Here is a 16,057-nt window from a genome sequence, read left to right as displayed (position 1 = left end):
CACGTTTTTTGATGAAAAATATTAATGTATTTCTATTTATGCAATAAAAAAAGAACTCAAAAAGAGTTCTTTATCTTTCCAATTTGATAATTTTTTCAGCTAATTGCAGATTGAAACTTTCCGGAATTAATCGCATAAAAAAGTTTCGCAAAGAATTTCCGTTTTCCCATTGAGAAATTTGTCCAATTTTCCAGCTGGTATTGACAACGTAATTAACTTTTTTCCTACGGATCTTCTGAAACTTTTCGAAAATAGAATTAAAATCTTTATTTTTTTCTAATAATTTCCCAATAATATAAGCGTCTTCAATTGCCTGACAAGCACCTTGTCCCATATTCGGAGTTGTTGCATGAGCTGCATCGCCGATTAAGCAAAGGTTTTCAGAATACCACTTTGGAATAGGCGAGAGGTCTATAATGTCGTTGAGGATAATATTTTCTTCTAAAGTTGATTCAAGAATATTTAAAACTAAAGGATCAAAATCATAAAAATAATCAACCAGCCTTGAATAGCTTTTATACTTACTTTCATTAATCAGTGCATACCAGTATACTTTTTTGTCTGAAAGCTTTACAAAACCGAAGCGTTTACCTTTTCCCCAAACTTCAAAAGCTTCATGATGATATTTTTCGGGTAATTCGAAGTCTACCAATCCACGCCAACACATTTGTCTGGCATTCCGAATTTTTCCTGTTTCAAAAATCTGATTTCTTATTTTAGAATGAATTCCGTCTGCTCCAAAGACTATTTTGCTTTCTATTTCAATTTTGTTTTCAAAGTTTAAAATATAATTTTCTTTTTTCTGAATGGAGCTTAAAAAGTGATTTAGTTTGATGTTTTCAAGGCTTATATTTACAGCTAAAATCTTTTGTAATTCTGCTCTATGAATAGCTATATTGCCGGAATTGTAATTTTGTTCCAGCTCAAGAATATTGGTTTTTGAAATAGGTTTTAATTTTTCATCCGTAATCGAAATTCCATGAATTTTATTCCCTGCATTTTCAATTTTTTCTTTTAAACCAAGTTGATCAAAGATCTGCATTGCATTTACAGCCATCATAATTCCGGCTCCGACAGGTTTTATTTCCGGGGCAGATTCGTAAATAGTAAAATCTAAATTATGTTGGTTCAGGATATTTCCAAGCGTCAAACCACCGATTCCTGCTCCGACTATTGAGATTGAATTCATTATTTAAAATTTTTCAATTCATTCAATAATTGGTTTTGCTTATTGATAAAGTTTTCTAAACTATCTGTTTCCAAAGGATGTATTTCCTGATAATTTTCGATTTCAGGGAGCGTTTTTTTAATTTTATAAACATCATAAAAAGAATTAAGTTTTATAAAATTGAGATTTATTTGAATCTTTAATGCATTTAGTTTATTAATTTTTATATCATATTTTTCTGAACTGTTTTTTAAAAGATTTAAAACTTCTTTTTGTAAAGCAGAATCCATGATGTTTTTTGCCCTTCTTTCTGCATCAGAATAATAATTTTCAGATGATTTTATAATGTCATCATAAAGATCCTTCATGATTTCACTATCATTCTGCAAACTTAAAAATCTCTTGTCAAAGTCTTTAAGCTTTTCGTTAGTCTTAATTTTTTCATCATATATTCCGTCAATTATTGCTTCAGATCTGCTCATTCGTTTTATAGGAAAACTTGATTCCGTATTTTTTGCAGCTTGTTCAACAATATCTGTATCAGTAGGTTTATTTTCCTGACAAGAAAATAGTAATAAAAATAGAGTGGAAGTGAGAAATAATTTTTTCATGGTTATTAAATGTTATGATAGTTTTTATATTTAAAAATTTATTCGATTCATTTAAATATTGTTCTAAATCAAAATTTTTATTCTTTAAGTTTAAATTCACTTGTAGGTTCCGATTGAAAGTTTTTATTTCAAGCCTGTTATTTACTTTTAATTTTGAATCATATATAAATTGATGAATAATGCTTGGAAAAACTTCCTGATTCTTTGTAAGATGAATTATGGATTTATTAAATGAGAGGATGAAAATATGATCATCCAAAAACACAATATCAGCTTTCCTATAACTTATTTTTGATCCAAGTTGCGAATGTCCTTCGATCTCAGTTTCGACATTTGGGATTAAGGTATATTTTCTATCTTTTATATAATCAAAAAAGAGTTTTCATTTATATTTTAAGTAAAAATAAATTAATGTATTAGCAACAATAAGAAAAAGGATAAATCCTCCAATAAAAAAATATGATTCATTCATTTCAACAAAAATAAAAAAGCGGAACCTGAAAATCAAGCTCCGCCTAGTAAATTTTACGTTAAAATTTTATTTACCTAAATAAGATTTCAAAATCTTACTTCTGGTATTGTGTTTCAATCTCTTGATCGCTTTTTCTTTGATCTGGCGCACTCTTTCTCTTGTAAGGTCGAAAGTTTCACCGATTTCCTCTAAAGTCATTGGATGTTTTCCGTTCAATCCGAAGTATAATCTTACCAAATCAGCCTCTCTTGGAGTCAAAGTATTCAATGCTCTTTCGATCTCGATTTGTAGAGATTCAAGCATTAGATCTTTATCCGGACTTGGAGATTCTCCAGAACGTAATACATCATAAAGATTAGAATCTTCACCTTCTACCAAAGGCGCATCCATAGACAAGTGTCTACCGGAATTCTTCATAGATTCTTTGATATCTTCCTCGCTCATGTCAAGAACTTCAGCCAATTCTTCCGGAGAAGGTGGTCTTTCATTTTCCTGCTCAAGGTGCGCGTAAGCTTTGTTGATTTTATTGATGGAACCGATTTTGTTCAACGGCAATCTTACAATTCTTGACTGTTCTGCCAAAGCCTGTAAAATCGACTGACGAATCCACCAAACTGCGTAAGAGATAAATTTGAAACCTCTTGTTTCATCATACCTTTTTGCCGCTTTCATAAGTCCTAAGTTACCTTCATTAATCAAATCAGGTAAAGAAAGACCTTGATTTTGGTACTGTTTAGATACTGATACTACGAAACGAAGGTTGGCTTTAATTAATTTCTCTAATGCTGCTCTGTCGCCTGCACGAATTCTTTGTGCCAAATCTACCTCTTCGTCCGCAGTAATTAGTTCCACTTTACCAATTTCCTGCAAATACTTGTCTAATGAAGCAGTTTCCCTGTTGGTAACCTGCTTAGTGATTTTTAATTGTCTCATCTATTATATCCTCAAAAAGAGTTTCTATTATATTATACGTTTGAAAAGGTAAAAAGGTTACACTTGTTTCAATAATTTTTTATTTAATTAATTTTGAATTGAAAAAATAGTCGTAAATTATCGATCTCATGTTACAGGATGGCGATTTTGGATTTTCTTATTTTCCTGAAATTTTAATTTAGAAAGTGAAAATTAGTGCCAATTTATAGTTTAAAACAAAAAAGCGAAACAAAAAGTTCCGCTTATATAAATTTTAAGTTTGACAATCAACTAAAAACGATCAACCATTAAAACAGATCATTCAACAATTTTGAAAGTCTCAAACCTCCGTAAAGAAGCTGTCTTTCAACTGTATCATTAAATTTATATTGATAATCGTAAGCTAATTTTGAGTCGTTTGGAGTCTGTGCGTAGATTTTATTGGCAATTTTATGAGAATCATACAACCAGTCTTCCAATGTTCCTGTTTGGATTTGTTTAACTTCATCATTAGATTTAATATCTAAAAGTTTAGCATATTCCGTATAGCTATATTTTTGCGAATCTATTAATTTACCGTCCCAAACGGAGTGTAAATTTGTTTTTTCTCCAAAATAAGTCACATTAATTTTATTTCCACCCAAATCTTCCGCTCTTCCAACATGCAAAGGCTGAGCTAGATCTCCCATAATATGGATCAGGAAAATTAATGCTATTTTTCTGTCTTTTTCAGAAGTTTTTTCATCTTTGATCTGGCTCGACAAAGTTTTAATCTGAGTGTATAAACTAGGACCAGCCTGTGCTTGCAATTTTTCTTCAAAAACTTTAAAATCAGTTTGCGGATCAATATTTACATAATGCCAAGCCGAAGCTTCTTTCCAGGCACCTGTTGTATCAGATTTAATGAAATCCGGCCAGTTTGCCCAATAAGCAAGACGCTCTTTGCCCATGATTTTTTTGATTTCTCTTCTTGCCCTTCCGGAAAGATGATTTTCTGCAATTTCTGCAATAATTCTGTGCCCCGTCAATCCCCATGCATAAGAATAAAGCGAAGATGTAATGAATGCTAAAATCAGAATTTTAGAATAAATACTTTTCATTGTAAATAACATTTTCAGGGTGCAAAGATAAGGTTAAATTTAAGGTTGAGAACTAAGATTAATACAAGAGCTTTATAAATTTAACTGAAAATTAAAATATGATGTAAAATATTTATTTTCTTATCCTTAGCTTTAATTCGAATCTCAATTTTCCGTATTTTTACTATTTATGCTTTATATTATTGGTTTTACTATCAATAATTTAGTATTTTTAGAATAAAATTAATAGGAAAATATTTTTTCAATAATTTGAGATATATTACTTTTACAAGCCAAAATCGCAGGAAAAACCATGTATGAAAATAATATTGTAGATATGAATTACAATAAGCTGCAGACAGATTTCAAGGCTGAAGCTGTGGCAGTTAATCTTTTGAAATATCAAAGGACGGTAAGCAATATTTTTATTGAGAGAATCGGAATCAATGACAGGGCTTATTTGAAAGATATTAAAAGTATCTCGAGTAATTATTTAGGTTTTGATGAAGAAGTTTTCACGATAGAAACCTATCGAGAAGGTATTTACGATTATCTTCCGGAAGGCTTATTTCATCCGCCTTCATTGGGAACTTCCAGAAAAAATGTTGAAACTGTTGTCCGCGAAATCCGTAAACAGAAAAAAGTAGAAGAGGACGCAAGAAAATTTTTCCGACCATTCGAGCTGGAAATATTTTTCACCGAAATCAGTGCTTTGCTTAAAGAATTTGATTTTGAAATTTCAAGCGATACCGATTCGTTATTGGATACAGTCAGCGAACTTTGGCCTTTGATCAATATGCTGGATAAACAAAATGCCTATATTTTCATTTATATTTTACCTTTTTTTCACCAGATCAGAGGAGATAAAAAATGGTTTGAAAGATGTATGAGCGCATTTTTGCAGGTTCCGGTTGAGATTACTTTTTCTTCCAATGTTATCGACGGAATGGAGGAAGAAGACGATTCAATGCTGTTGGGAAATTCCAGATTAGGCGTGACATACATTCCAAGTGGAAGACATATGGATGGACAGAGAAATTGGGTAGTAAACATCGGGCCTATTCCTTATTCGGATATGAAAAAGTATATCGACGGCAATCCGTTCAGGAAAGTTCTTCAGGCTTTGTATGATTATTTTTTACCTGTAAGCGTAGATGTAGAGGAGAATTTTATCACAGAAAAAAAGGAATATTCTTTTGCTCTGGAAGATGATGAAAGAAATGCAAACAGGCTCGGTTACTCTACATTCCTGTGAAAATTTTTAAGTATATTTACATTCACCAAGAAAAATATTAATTCGAAAAAAGACAAATGGAAATTTCTTCAGTAAAAGGGATCTTTTTAAGGTATATTTTAATGCCTTTATTTGCGGTAATCATGATGGTAGTTTTAGGAATTATCAGAAGAAATAAGCCTGCAATTAAAATCAAAACCATCATTATATATGTTCTGCTTTGCAGTTTGTGTCTTGCAATTCCAGGAATTTTCGGTTTTGCCGGGAATCTTTTTAATCCTTATTGGTATCTTATTGCGCAGATCGTTTACCTTATTTTAGGTATTATCCATGTTAATTTATCGGATAGATATTTTAAAAAACACTTTAATTCTCTTACAAAAAGTATTTTGTTTGAATCTGTACTTTCAATAACCTGTATTGGAGCGGGAGGTTATCTTTTTTATCTGATTTTCAATTGGATGAGCAAAGGAACAGGATATCCCATCATGTCGGCAACGAGTATGCTTATCTTTCTGGTTCCGCTGGTTTTTCATTATTGTTATATCCAATTAATCAGTATTCCTGTTGATATTTATAAAACCTGGAGATATTCGCCGGATCAGAGGCTTCCGGATTTTGAAGGGGCAGATTTTGACAGATTGATGGTATTAAATGTAGAATTAAGCAAGAATCTTGAAGATACAAACCGATTCAGAATTAAGGCAAAAACGCTTCCTACAGGTGTAACTTTCGGAGACTGGTTTTATAGAGTAGTTGACGATTACAACCATAAAAATCCGAACTCTATTATTCACCTTTCAGATGAAGCAAAAGAGCCTTATTACTGGATTTTTTACACAAAGAAATCATTTTTCAGTTTTAGAAAATATATTGATTTTGATCAGGATATTACACAAAATAGTGTCGCAGAAAACGATGTTGTCATTTGTAAAAGAGTGATTCAGCACGAAGAAGAAGGACTAAGAAAACCACAATCACACACAGTTTAAAAAATATAGAATATGATACAGCCTATTAAGCATTTTGCCATCAATTGGGTTGACGGGATGAAGGTTTCCCAGAGACATCTTAATGATCAGGATAACTTTTTAATTGATACCATCAGAGATGCCAATTCATTGGCAATCACAACATATAATTATGGACTTTTACCGATTTCAAACGAATTTACAGATCGAACGATTTTTGATGTTCATAATACGGCAACAAATGATGTTCAGTTAGTAATAAAACGGTGTAGCGCAGTTACTTTGGCTGGTTATAGAATCGAGCTAAATGATAGGAGAGTAAGCGTAAAATCATTAGCAAAATCGATGAATGAAGAGCAGGCTGATGGAGAATATTTTATCTTAATTTCTGTAAATCCGTTTGATAAAGTACCTTTCGGGGATATTGACCCGGAAGAAATTCCGCCGAGACATCCGAATACACAATCCAATCATCATATTGAATTACTTCCCGTAACTTCTTTGAACAGTAGTTATTCCGGAGGAAATTATCTGATCATCGGAAAAGTAGATTTAAAAGGAAATATTGCTCAGGTTGATTCTAATTTTATTCCGCCGTGTACATCGATTCAGAGCCATCCGGCATTGTTGGATTATTACAATAATTTTGCAAAATCTATCGGGAATTTACAGCAGTATGCTTTTAAGATCATTCAGAAAACTTCTCATAAAAACCAAAATACAGCGTTAGCACAGAATGTTAAGTATTTGTGTAATACGATGATTAATACTTTTGGTGATATGTATTTCCAGTTCAGAAATATTACACCTTATCAACCACCTGTGTTTTTGATCGAATCTTTCGCAAAACTGGCACTTCGTATGTACAATGCGACTCAGGTTATCGTTCCTGCAGAATTGGAAGAAATGTTGAATTACAGTTTAGAATGGAGTGAAATTGCACCTCATACTTTATTAAATCAGCTTTCTATCGTTGCAGAAACCAATTATGATCATCACAATTGCGGAGAACCTTTCGTTTATATCCAGCAAATGTTGAGGAGTTTGGAAACTATTTTCTCTAAACTGAGCGAACTTGATTACATAGGTCAGAGAAAAGAAAATATCATTGTTAATGAACAGGAAGTTTCAAACAATAGCAATCCGAAAAGAGGTTGGAGCGTTTTAGATTAATATAATATCAACTTAAAATATAAATCCCGTTATCAAAATTTCGGGATTTTTTGTGTAAAATTGTTTGAATTAAAATTGTCATTCCGTGGGAATTAAAGCATCGAAAATTAAAAATAGATTTTCCTTACTCAGAATGACAGAACGTTACGTAAAAAAATAATTAAAAAAATGAACATAGATAAAATAAGACAAGACATAAGAGGACTTTCAGATGGAAAAATTTTTCTAAATAATGCGGGTTCTTCATTAATGCCTAAAATAGTTATCGATTCCATGATTGATTATTTACATCAGGAAGAACAATTTGGAGGATATGAAGTTGCCAACAGAAATGCAGAATTATTAGAGCAATTTTATGACGAAACCGCAAAGTTAATTAACTGTAAACCATCCAATATTGCTTTTGCGACAAGTGCAACTGAGGCATTTGCAAAGGCTTTGTCAAGTATTATCTTCAAGGAAGGAGATGTAATTATTACAAGTGTTGATGATTATATTTCTAATCAGATTACATTTATTTCATTGCAGAAAAAATTAAATGTAAAAATCGTCAGGACGAAAAATCTTTCAGATAATGAACTGGATTTGGAAAATTTAGAAAGCTTAATTAAACAACATAGTCCAAAATTAGTTGCCGTAACCCATATTCCTACAAATTCCGGATTGATTCAAAATGTAGAAGGCGTTGGAAAAATTTGTAAGCAATACAACGTTTTGTATTTGGTTGATGCTTGTCAGTCAGTTGGTCAAATGGTAGTCGATGTCGAAAAAATCGGCTGTGATTTTCTGACAGCAACAGGAAGAAAATTTATGCGAGGACCAAGAGGAACAGGATTTTTATATGTTTCGGAGAGAGTTTTAGAACAGAATTATGCCCCTTTATTGTTAGATATGAGAGGAGCAAACTGGACGGAATATAATGATTATGAATTATTTAAAACAGCCAAAAGATTTGAGCATTGGGAAATTTCTTACGCTTCTTTGCTTGGTTTTACTGAAGCTTTAAAATATGCAAATGATATTGGTTTAGATAATATTGAAAATTATAACAGAAAATTATCAGAAAAATTAAGAGAAAATCTTAAAAATAACGGTTTCAACATTTGGGATTTAGGAAATAATCTGAGCAGTATTATTACTTTTTCAGGTCCTGACGGAGATCTTGAAAATATTCAAAAAGTTCTGAAAAAAAATAATGTATTTTTCTCTGCAACTTATAAAAATTCAGCTTTAATTGATTTTACGAATAAAAACATTAATGGAATTGTAAGATTATCACCACATTATTTTAATACGGTGGAAGAAATTGAAAAAGTTTCTGGAATTTTAAAAAATAGCTTACAATAATTCAAAAATTCAGATGCTTCGACAGGCTCAGCATGACATTCCTAATACTAACCGTCATTTTGTAGCGGTGTCACGCTGAGCCTGTCGAAGCATTTAAATAAACTTACTATTTAATGGTTAGAAATTATTTTTTAACCAATATTTTCTCAGTTGCTTTTCTACTCAAAACCTCCTGTTTTCCAGCTACTTCAACTGTTACAGATTTATCAAAATTTTCAATTTTTATGATCCTGATTTTGGTATTTAAAAGTAATTTTCTTTCCGTTAAATAATTCAGAAAAGCATCATCAGAAAGTGTTACAGAAGCAAAAATAACAGTTTCACCAACCTCACAATTGCTTAATCGCTGTAAATCCTGGGCAATAATGTTTCCTTCTTTATCAGGAATCGGTTCTCCGTGTGGATCGAATTTCGGATGATCAAGAATTTCATCCATTTTATCGAAGAAAATAGTAGAGTGGACGTGCTCCAGCTGCTCTGCGATTTCGTGTACATTTTCCCAGCCGAAATTCATTTTTTTAACTAAAAACATTTCGGTAAGCCTGTGTTTTCTTACAACTAATGCAGCTTCTTGTCTTCCTTTTTCTGTGACAATCAGAGGTTTATAGGTTTCGTAAATCACCCAGCTTTTATCTGCAAATTTCTTCATCATATTGTTAACGCTCGGCATTTTTACATTTAAAAATTTGCTCAATTCGTTAATCGTTACTTTTCCTTCATTGTCAACTAGATGAAACAAAGCCTTCAGATAATTTTCTTCTGTTAATGTTGTTCTCAAAATGTTAGATGATTTTCATTACAAATCTAACAAAATATTATTAATTATTTGTGCTTGTTAGGTGAACTTTTTTTAATTTTACTCTATGAAATTTTCATTTAAAAACGACTATTCAGAAGGTTGTCATCCCAATATTTTACAAGCACTTTTACAGCATAATCTTGATCAGCAGGCAGGTTATGGAGAAGATGAATATTCTTTACAGGCTAAAGAATTGATTAAGGAAAAGATTAAAAATCCCAATTCGGAAGTTTATCTTGTCTCAGGAGGAACACAGGCAAATCTTATCGTAATTTCTTCAATTTTAAGACCTTATCAATGTACGGTTTCTGCTTCAACAGGACATATCTTAAATAATGAAACCGGTGCCATCGAAGCAACAGGACACAAGATTTTAGGCATAGAAAAAGAAGACGGAAAACTTACACCTGAAGATATTGCTCCTGTTTTGGAAAGCCATAGAAATATTCCGCATCAGGTAATGCCGAAACTGGTTTATATCTCGAATTCTACGGAGTTGGGAACGATTTATACCTTAAAAGAATTAGAAGAACTTTCAAATTTTTGTAAAGAAAATAATCTCTACCTTTTCATGGATGGAGCAAGAATGGGACATGGTCTGACTTCTGAAATTAGTGATCTGACACTAGAAAAAGTTGCCGAACTGACGGATATTTTTTATCTCGGCGGAACTAAAAACGGAGCTTTGATTGGTGAAGCAATTGTCATTAATAATCAGGAACTTCAGCAGGATTTTGCTTTTAATATTAAACAAAAAGGTGCATTGTTGGCAAAAGGAAGATTGTTGGGAATCCAGTTTTTGGAACTGATGAAAAATGATCTGTATTTTGATTTGGCAAAACACGCCAATCAACAGGCAATGAAAATCAAAAATGCCATGAAAGAAAAGGGAGTACTGTTTCTTTCTGACACGTATACCAACCAGATTTTTCCGATTTTAAGCAATGATTTAATAGGAAAATTATCAGAAAAGTTTGAATTTTATGTCTGGAAGAAAATTAATGAAAATTTTTCCGCGATTCGTTTGATCACTTCATGGAATACAGGTGAAGAACCAGTAAATGATTTTATTGAAATTATTAAAAAAGAATTATAAATAAAAAGAAAACAGCCTGATTATAGGCTGTTTTTTATTTTGGAAAATAAATCTAAAATTAGTGATTTATTTAAATTTCTTATTTTAGAGCATTTGAAACCGTATTACAATCCGCTAGTTTCAGATTTCTTCCTCCTGCGTATTTAATTTTCTTTTCGTTAGCGTATTTTGTTCCGGTTTCAGTATCTCTGTCGCCGATTCCTTCATTTAAACCATCTTTTGTCTGAAGGAAATAAATATCATTTTTATTTCCTGAAACTCCTTCCGCTGAAAATTCATAAGTCAACTTAAGCGTATCTCCGGATTTGAAACCAGATAAATCGCCTTTATTACTGTCTTTTTCACTATTTTTTGTTGCCATTTTTCCGGTGATTGTTCCCAGATTATCGTCAATGCTTACGAAAACAGTGTCTTTTCCGGTGATTCCCATGTAGCAGAAAGATTTTGCACCAAGTGTATCAATTACTTTTTCCGTTGCAGCTGTCGTGTCAACCGGAGCTGTTTCAGTAACCGGAGCTTCTGTTTTTTTATTACAGTTCATTAAAAAAACAGATAATGAACTCAATAAGATTAATTTTTTCATATCCTTATTATATTTAAATCAAATTTCGATAGTGCTAAAATAACAATACTATTTCTATATGAGAATAAATTTAATGTAAATAAAGAATAATTTTTCAATTTTAAATAATTAATAAAAATTTTCTAATCGCTGAGAATCCGTTTAAAATTTTCTTACTGAATAATTTTGCGTGTAGCTTTAAAATAAAAGATCATGAAAATTCACAACTCATAACTTTTTTAAACTTTAAGGCAACCACGGAAACCTCTTGCCGCATAATAAGAATCTGCACCATTATGATAAAGGAAAACAGTATTGTATCGACGGTCACAGAAAACAGCACCTCCCAATTCTCTTATATTTGAAGGTGTCTTTATCCAACTCGAAGTTTTTAGATCAAATTTTCCTAATTGCTGAAGTTGATGATATTGTTCTTCAGTCAAAAGCTCGATGCCCATTTCTGCAGCTTTATCGATGACATTATTTTCCGGTTTGTTGGCTTTTCTGGATTCCCAGGCTTGATAATCGTAACAGAGACTTCTTCGTTTCGGACTTTCAGTAGAGCAGTCGAAGAAAATATATTCGTCCGTTTTTTTATCATAATCAACGACATCCGGTTCGCCTTCAGTTTCTTCCATTTCATTTAAAGACCAGATTTTTTCAGGATTTTTCTCTAATTTTGCCTGAATTTTATCCCAATCCAATCCTTTGTGACGTGTCATATTTTTCTCAAAACGGGTTTTCAAAACTTTTAAAAGCGCTTTGTTTTGTTCTAAAGTTAGTTTCTTTTTATTCATATCAAATTTGTTTAGGTGTTTAATGATTAACAGAAAATTTTCTATCAACAGGTCTAAAATACCAAGAAATAATTACTAAGACAAATAATAAAACTGCTGGAAGTATTTTGCTAAACGAGTCATTAACAATGATATGCGAAATGATAGCTCCGGACATAACAAAGAAAAATCCTGCATAAGCCCATTCTTTCAGTAGTGGAAATTTCGGAATTAATACAGCAATAACGCCTAAAATTTTCCAGATCCCGATGATTGTCATTAAATAAAGCGGATATCCCAAATTTGTAAAGTTGGCGACTTCATCTTTATGTCTTAAAAGTTGAACAACAGCTGTTGAAACCATTCCTAGAGACATCCAAAGAGTAAAAATCCAATAGATGATTGTATTTCTTTTCTGAGTTTTTTTTGTTTCCATTTTTATTGGTTTAAAATTTTAATCATTTATTCCTTTTCCTTTAAGAATTTCCGGAATGTATTTTTTAATTCTGGATTCTCTTGTTTTGGATTGTTTTGCAGAAGAAAAATAGAGTAGGTAAGCTCTTTGTCTGCCTTGTGTTAGAGCTTCAAAGGATTTTTTTAATTCTGAATTTTCGTCCAGTTTCTTTTGAAATTCTTCAGGTATTTCGAACTCTTTTGTTTTTTTCATTTCAACTTTTACACCTGACCTTTCGACTTCAACAGCTTCGTATATATAAGTTTTAATAACTTTTTCCAAATCAATGATCTGTTGTAAGCTTGTAAAACGAATTTGTCTCGCAGCCTGTACATTTTCGGTCTGTTGGATAAGAATATTATCAGTGTCATTCAACAAAGCTCCTTTAAAAAACAGGAGAGCACAATATTCTTTGAAACCGTGAATTAAGAAAATATTTTTCTCATGGTAGGTATAGCAAGGGCATCCCCATTTCAAATCTTCCTCAAGTCCTGTGTCTAAAGCAATTGCCCGTAATTTTTCAAATTCTTTCTGCCATTGTTTGGCTTTGTCAAAGAAGAAATCAACTTTTGGATTCATGATTGTAAGTGATTAATAATGAGTGGTTTTTGTAATTTTTGATCTAAACTCTAATTTCCGGCGTCTAGCTTTTGAATTATTTCTTGTAATCTGTTGTGAGCCATATTGATACCTTGTGCAAATGGTAATTTCAGCATCTGATCTCTGAAATCTACAGATTTATAAATCGTGTGAATGGTAATTTTGCTGGTTTTATCAGAAAGTTTTTCAAATTCTAAAAATTCAATCTGAACAGGAAAAGGTGTATTTTCCATCTGAAAAGTTCTTGTAATTTTCTGATTTGAAATAATTTCATGAATCGTTCCATTAGCTCTAAAAACTATATCGCCTTGAGAATTAGAGGTTTCAAACTGATAACTACCGTGTTGCTTATTTTCGAATTTTATAACTTTTGTTCCCATCCATTGCTCAAAAAGTTCAGCTTCTGTATAAGCTTTAAAAAGTAAATCAACGGGGAGCTCAAACTCTCTGGTAATGAAGATTTCCTGTTTTCCGTCTTCGGCTTGGATTTTTGTTTTCAGTTCCATATTTTTCTATTTTTTCGATTGGTAATTTTTCATAATATCTTCCAGTTTATTGAATCTGTCGTCCCACATTTTGCGGAAAGGTTCTATGAAATCAGCAATTTCTTTCATTTTATTTGCGTTAAGATGATAAATTATTTCACGACCGTTTTGCTCAGATTTCAATAATTCACATTCTGTAAGGATCTGAAGATGTTTTGAAACGGTAGGTCTTGCGGTATCAAAATTCGAAGCAATAGAACCTGCCGTCATCGACTGTGTCGCAACCAGCATCAATATTGATCTTCTGGTAGGATCGGCTATCGCTTGAAATACATCTCGTCTTAAATTCATTATGTAGTTATTTGACTATAAATTTAAATGAAGTTATTTGGCTACGCAAATTTTTATTGAAGAATTTTAGTTTTAAATCAAAAATGATACAGTTCGGTTGATAATTAAACCTACAACAATTCCGATTTGATTGGAATGTAAAAATTAAATTCACTGTGGATTTTATATGCGTGAATGGGCTTGAAAATAATTCTGATAGCCTTGGTTCTTAGCAAATATAAGAAGGTTTAATACGGGGTTATATCAAAATAAAATTTGATTAAAATTTAAATAAAAAAGGAGCATAATAAGATATTAACTCCCCCTACATTTCAAATAAATAAATCCTATAATTTATATTATGTTAAATTGAATATATATAAGAATTAATTCTTGACATAAAAAAAACCGCTCTTTTTTAGAACGGTCAATATTTTTGATGTAATTGATCTTAGCAAGAAGATTCACATGGAAGGAACTTAATTACAATTGTTCCATTTGATACGCATTCTATCCTGCAAAATACATTATTCAGTGTATTGGCAATAGGTTTTACAAGCGGGTCTAAAAAATCTAAAGCTCCGGCAATGTCATCAAGTAAGCCATTTCCTGAAATGGTTTTCATGTCTTTTCTATTTAATTTTTTTAAGTTTTTCATAATAAATTTTTTGTGATTATTCTTTAAATTTCATAAAAAAGCCGCTCATTTGAGCGGCTGTATTTTACTGTATTTTACTTTTAGCAAGTAGCTGATCCACAGTTTAATACGTGTATAGAAACAACACCATTTAGTACACACTGTACCTGGCATAATCCACCTGTTAAAACTGTAACAGTTCCACTTACTGTAGCTCCTACCGTAGCACCTACACCATTTACAGTGTTACCTACAACAGTACCAACACCGTTTAGGATACCTGTAGTAGCATTTACTGTACCGGTTACTACACCAAATACATTATCAAGAAGTCCAGCTCCTGAGATAGTTTTCAATTCGTTTCTGTTCAATTTTTTTAAGTTTTTCATGAGTAAAATATTTATATGATTAATACATCACTAAGATATGAAAAATTATAATATGCCAATATTATTTTGAAAAAATTATCAAAATATTTTTATGACTTAATATTTGATTAATATAATTGATATTTTTTGAATATCCCATTCCCTATAATATGTATTTGATTTTCTTACTATTAAAATTAATAATTCTAAAAAATAAAATGTTTTTAAATATTAATTTATTATTTCATAATTCCCATATTTTTGATAGTTTTTAAGATATTAAAATTCGATTTTAAGATTTTATAATATTTTTTTCATAATTATTGTTGCTGAAAACTCCTGTGAATAACATTATTGAAAAAAAAGCTGTAAAAAAAATGAAAGGATTTTAGAGACTGAAAATAAAAACAACTTCTCATTTAAGAAGTTGTTTTTGAAATTATTAATCGTGAATAAATTTTCTTTGCTATCAGTCTTTGTTTTTGTAATTGCTTATTCCTTGAAATTGATGGTAAGAATCTTTAATATGTTTTAATTGTTCAAAAACTATATCTAAACTTTTTTCACTCAGGTTTCCTTTATCAATGGCATTTTGGTAAGCATCAACAGCAGCATTTTCACCGAAAATTACATTTTCCAAAGTAGATTCTTCAATATTTCCGACGGTAAAGGAGTTTTTAATATCAATCCATGTTCTGTGAAGAGTTCCTGCAACCGATGCTGAATCGCTGGCTTCTCCTCCATTTTCTTTAATAAGATCAATCAGTTCGTTTTTCATGATCTTGGATTGCGTGATTATTCTGTCGTAATCTTTTTTAACATCAGGATATTTTTCCCAGATCTTTCCCTCTACTTTCGCAAATCCCTGAATACGGTCATTGGTAATATGAAGCAAATCATTTAAAACTGATACTTCTTCTTGATTTTCCATAATTAAACATTTTGTGGTGTATGAAAATTGTGCAAGAATTGTACCTTATATA

The 16,057-nt window shown here is 31.4% G+C and carries 19 protein-coding genes; 5 read left to right on the top strand and 14 right to left on the bottom strand.

The window, feature by feature from the left end:
• Positions 1 to 70: 70 nt before the first annotated feature.
• From ABD745_RS20060 to ABD745_RS20045, 4 genes are all read right to left on the bottom strand, one after another.
• Positions 71 to 1,189, bottom strand: a complete 1,119-nt coding sequence (locus ABD745_RS20060; protein WP_344834388.1) for an FAD-dependent monooxygenase — start codon at positions 1,187 to 1,189, stop codon at positions 71 to 73.
• A complete protein-coding gene (locus ABD745_RS20055) occupies positions 1,189 to 1,779 on the bottom strand; it encodes a hypothetical protein (RefSeq protein WP_344834386.1) in 591 nt (196 codons plus the stop codon). Before ABD745_RS20055 ends, ABD745_RS20060 begins: the two co-directional genes overlap by 1 nt.
• A gap of 538 nt (positions 1,780 to 2,317) precedes the next feature.
• Positions 2,318 to 3,184, bottom strand: coding sequence for a sigma-70 family RNA polymerase sigma factor (locus tag ABD745_RS20050; RefSeq protein WP_027385416.1), 867 nt, complete (start codon positions 3,182 to 3,184; stop codon positions 2,318 to 2,320).
• Between the two features lie 287 nt (positions 3,185 to 3,471).
• Positions 3,472 to 4,263 (bottom strand): S1/P1 nuclease, encoded by a 792-nt coding sequence (locus tag ABD745_RS20045; protein ID WP_344834384.1) that lies wholly within the window; start codon positions 4,261 to 4,263, stop codon positions 3,472 to 3,474.
• Positions 4,264 to 4,555: 292 nt separating this feature from the next.
• Between ABD745_RS20045 and ABD745_RS20040 the strand changes: the two genes are divergently transcribed.
• From ABD745_RS20040 to ABD745_RS20025, 4 genes are all read left to right on the top strand, one after another.
• On the top strand, positions 4,556 to 5,497 hold the full coding sequence (locus ABD745_RS20040) for a type VI secretion system baseplate subunit TssG (protein WP_047401947.1): 942 nt from the start codon (positions 4,556 to 4,558) through the stop codon (positions 5,495 to 5,497).
• A gap of 56 nt (positions 5,498 to 5,553) precedes the next feature.
• Positions 5,554 to 6,468, top strand: coding sequence for a TssN family type VI secretion system protein (locus ABD745_RS20035; protein ID WP_344834380.1), 915 nt, complete (start codon positions 5,554 to 5,556; stop codon positions 6,466 to 6,468).
• A 12-nt stretch (positions 6,469 to 6,480) separates the two neighbouring features.
• Complete coding sequence (locus ABD745_RS20030; protein ID WP_344834377.1) at positions 6,481 to 7,620, top strand: hypothetical protein; 1,140 nt, start codon at positions 6,481 to 6,483, stop codon at positions 7,618 to 7,620.
• Positions 7,621 to 7,788: 168 nt separating this feature from the next.
• Positions 7,789 to 8,967 carry an aminotransferase class V-fold PLP-dependent enzyme gene (locus ABD745_RS20025; RefSeq protein ID WP_344834374.1) on the top strand — a complete coding sequence of 393 codons (1,179 nt, stop codon included), beginning with the start codon at positions 7,789 to 7,791 and terminating at the stop codon, positions 8,965 to 8,967.
• Positions 8,968 to 9,091: 124 nt separating this feature from the next.
• Here the strand turns inward: ABD745_RS20025 and ABD745_RS20020 are convergent, their stop codons facing one another.
• The gene (locus ABD745_RS20020) at positions 9,092 to 9,745 is read right to left on the bottom strand and encodes a metal-dependent transcriptional regulator (RefSeq protein ID WP_344834371.1); all 654 of its coding nucleotides are present in this window, start codon (positions 9,743 to 9,745) and stop codon (positions 9,092 to 9,094) included.
• An 85-nt stretch (positions 9,746 to 9,830) separates the two neighbouring features.
• On the opposite strand from ABD745_RS20020, the gene ABD745_RS20015 reads away from it, so the two are divergent.
• Positions 9,831 to 10,862, top strand: a complete 1,032-nt coding sequence (locus tag ABD745_RS20015; protein WP_344834368.1) for a threonine aldolase family protein — start codon at positions 9,831 to 9,833, stop codon at positions 10,860 to 10,862.
• A gap of 79 nt (positions 10,863 to 10,941) precedes the next feature.
• Here ABD745_RS20015 and ABD745_RS20010 read toward each other — a convergent pair whose 3' ends face one another.
• The 9 genes from ABD745_RS20010 to ABD745_RS19970 form a co-directional block, all read right to left on the bottom strand.
• Positions 10,942 to 11,445 (bottom strand): hypothetical protein, encoded by a 504-nt coding sequence (locus tag ABD745_RS20010; RefSeq protein WP_344834365.1) that lies wholly within the window; start codon positions 11,443 to 11,445, stop codon positions 10,942 to 10,944.
• A 218-nt stretch (positions 11,446 to 11,663) separates the two neighbouring features.
• On the bottom strand, positions 11,664 to 12,221 hold the full coding sequence (locus ABD745_RS20005; protein WP_344834362.1) for a DUF4256 domain-containing protein: 558 nt from the start codon (positions 12,219 to 12,221) through the stop codon (positions 11,664 to 11,666).
• A 19-nt stretch (positions 12,222 to 12,240) separates the two neighbouring features.
• The gene (locus tag ABD745_RS20000) at positions 12,241 to 12,636 is read right to left on the bottom strand and encodes a DoxX family protein (RefSeq protein WP_344834359.1); all 396 of its coding nucleotides are present in this window, start codon (positions 12,634 to 12,636) and stop codon (positions 12,241 to 12,243) included.
• A gap of 18 nt (positions 12,637 to 12,654) precedes the next feature.
• Positions 12,655 to 13,233: a YdeI/OmpD-associated family protein gene (locus ABD745_RS19995; RefSeq protein ID WP_344834356.1), complete on the bottom strand. Its 579-nt coding sequence runs from the start codon at positions 13,231 to 13,233 to the stop codon at positions 12,655 to 12,657.
• Between the two features lie 50 nt (positions 13,234 to 13,283).
• Complete coding sequence (locus ABD745_RS19990; protein ID WP_344834354.1) at positions 13,284 to 13,760, bottom strand: SRPBCC family protein; 477 nt, start codon at positions 13,758 to 13,760, stop codon at positions 13,284 to 13,286.
• 6 nt (positions 13,761 to 13,766) lie between these two features.
• The gene (locus ABD745_RS19985; RefSeq protein ID WP_344834350.1) at positions 13,767 to 14,090 is read right to left on the bottom strand and encodes an ArsR/SmtB family transcription factor; all 324 of its coding nucleotides are present in this window, start codon (positions 14,088 to 14,090) and stop codon (positions 13,767 to 13,769) included.
• Between the two features lie 430 nt (positions 14,091 to 14,520).
• Complete coding sequence (locus tag ABD745_RS19980; RefSeq protein ID WP_344834348.1) at positions 14,521 to 14,727, bottom strand: bacteriocin-like protein; 207 nt, start codon at positions 14,725 to 14,727, stop codon at positions 14,521 to 14,523.
• Between the two features lie 80 nt (positions 14,728 to 14,807).
• A complete protein-coding gene (locus tag ABD745_RS19975) occupies positions 14,808 to 15,095 on the bottom strand; it encodes a bacteriocin-like protein (protein WP_344834346.1) in 288 nt (95 codons plus the stop codon).
• Between the two features lie 448 nt (positions 15,096 to 15,543).
• Positions 15,544 to 16,005 (bottom strand): PA2169 family four-helix-bundle protein, encoded by a 462-nt coding sequence (locus tag ABD745_RS19970; protein WP_344834345.1) that lies wholly within the window; start codon positions 16,003 to 16,005, stop codon positions 15,544 to 15,546.
• Between the last annotated feature and the right edge of the window lie 52 nt (positions 16,006 to 16,057).

The organism is Chryseobacterium ginsenosidimutans, assembly GCF_039536845.1.
Classification (GTDB): Bacteria; Bacteroidota; Bacteroidia; order Flavobacteriales; family Weeksellaceae; genus Chryseobacterium; species Chryseobacterium ginsenosidimutans_B.
This window is presented reverse-complemented; position numbering and strand designations above follow the sequence as displayed.

Coding starts and splice junctions, on each gene's coding strand:
- ABD745_RS20060 (WP_344834388.1), bottom strand. CDS start 1,189: ATGAATTCAATCTCAATAGTCGGAGCAGGAATCGGTGGTTTGACGCTT.
- ABD745_RS20055 (WP_344834386.1), bottom strand. CDS start 1,779: ATGAAAAAATTATTTCTCACTTCCACTCTATTTTTATTACTATTTTCT.
- ABD745_RS20050 (WP_027385416.1), bottom strand. CDS start 3,184: ATGAGACAATTAAAAATCACTAAGCAGGTTACCAACAGGGAAACTGCT.
- ABD745_RS20045 (WP_344834384.1), bottom strand. CDS start 4,263: ATGAAAAGTATTTATTCTAAAATTCTGATTTTAGCATTCATTACATCT.
- ABD745_RS20040 (WP_047401947.1), top strand. CDS start 4,556: ATGTATGAAAATAATATTGTAGATATGAATTACAATAAGCTGCAGACA.
- ABD745_RS20035 (WP_344834380.1), top strand. CDS start 5,554: ATGGAAATTTCTTCAGTAAAAGGGATCTTTTTAAGGTATATTTTAATG.
- ABD745_RS20030 (WP_344834377.1), top strand. CDS start 6,481: ATGATACAGCCTATTAAGCATTTTGCCATCAATTGGGTTGACGGGATG.
- ABD745_RS20025 (WP_344834374.1), top strand. CDS start 7,789: ATGAACATAGATAAAATAAGACAAGACATAAGAGGACTTTCAGATGGA.
- ABD745_RS20015 (WP_344834368.1), top strand. CDS start 9,831: ATGAAATTTTCATTTAAAAACGACTATTCAGAAGGTTGTCATCCCAAT.
- ABD745_RS20010 (WP_344834365.1), bottom strand. CDS start 11,445: ATGAAAAAATTAATCTTATTGAGTTCATTATCTGTTTTTTTAATGAAC.
- ABD745_RS20005 (WP_344834362.1), bottom strand. CDS start 12,221: ATGAATAAAAAGAAACTAACTTTAGAACAAAACAAAGCGCTTTTAAAA.
- ABD745_RS20000 (WP_344834359.1), bottom strand. CDS start 12,636: ATGGAAACAAAAAAAACTCAGAAAAGAAATACAATCATCTATTGGATT.
- ABD745_RS19995 (WP_344834356.1), bottom strand. CDS start 13,233: ATGAATCCAAAAGTTGATTTCTTCTTTGACAAAGCCAAACAATGGCAG.
- ABD745_RS19990 (WP_344834354.1), bottom strand. CDS start 13,760: ATGGAACTGAAAACAAAAATCCAAGCCGAAGACGGAAAACAGGAAATC.
- ABD745_RS19985 (WP_344834350.1), bottom strand. CDS start 14,090: ATGAATTTAAGACGAGATGTATTTCAAGCGATAGCCGATCCTACCAGA.
- ABD745_RS19980 (WP_344834348.1), bottom strand. CDS start 14,727: ATGAAAAACTTAAAAAAATTAAATAGAAAAGACATGAAAACCATTTCA.
- ABD745_RS19975 (WP_344834346.1), bottom strand. CDS start 15,095: ATGAAAAACTTAAAAAAATTGAACAGAAACGAATTGAAAACTATCTCA.
- ABD745_RS19970 (WP_344834345.1), bottom strand. CDS start 16,005: ATGGAAAATCAAGAAGAAGTATCAGTTTTAAATGATTTGCTTCATATT.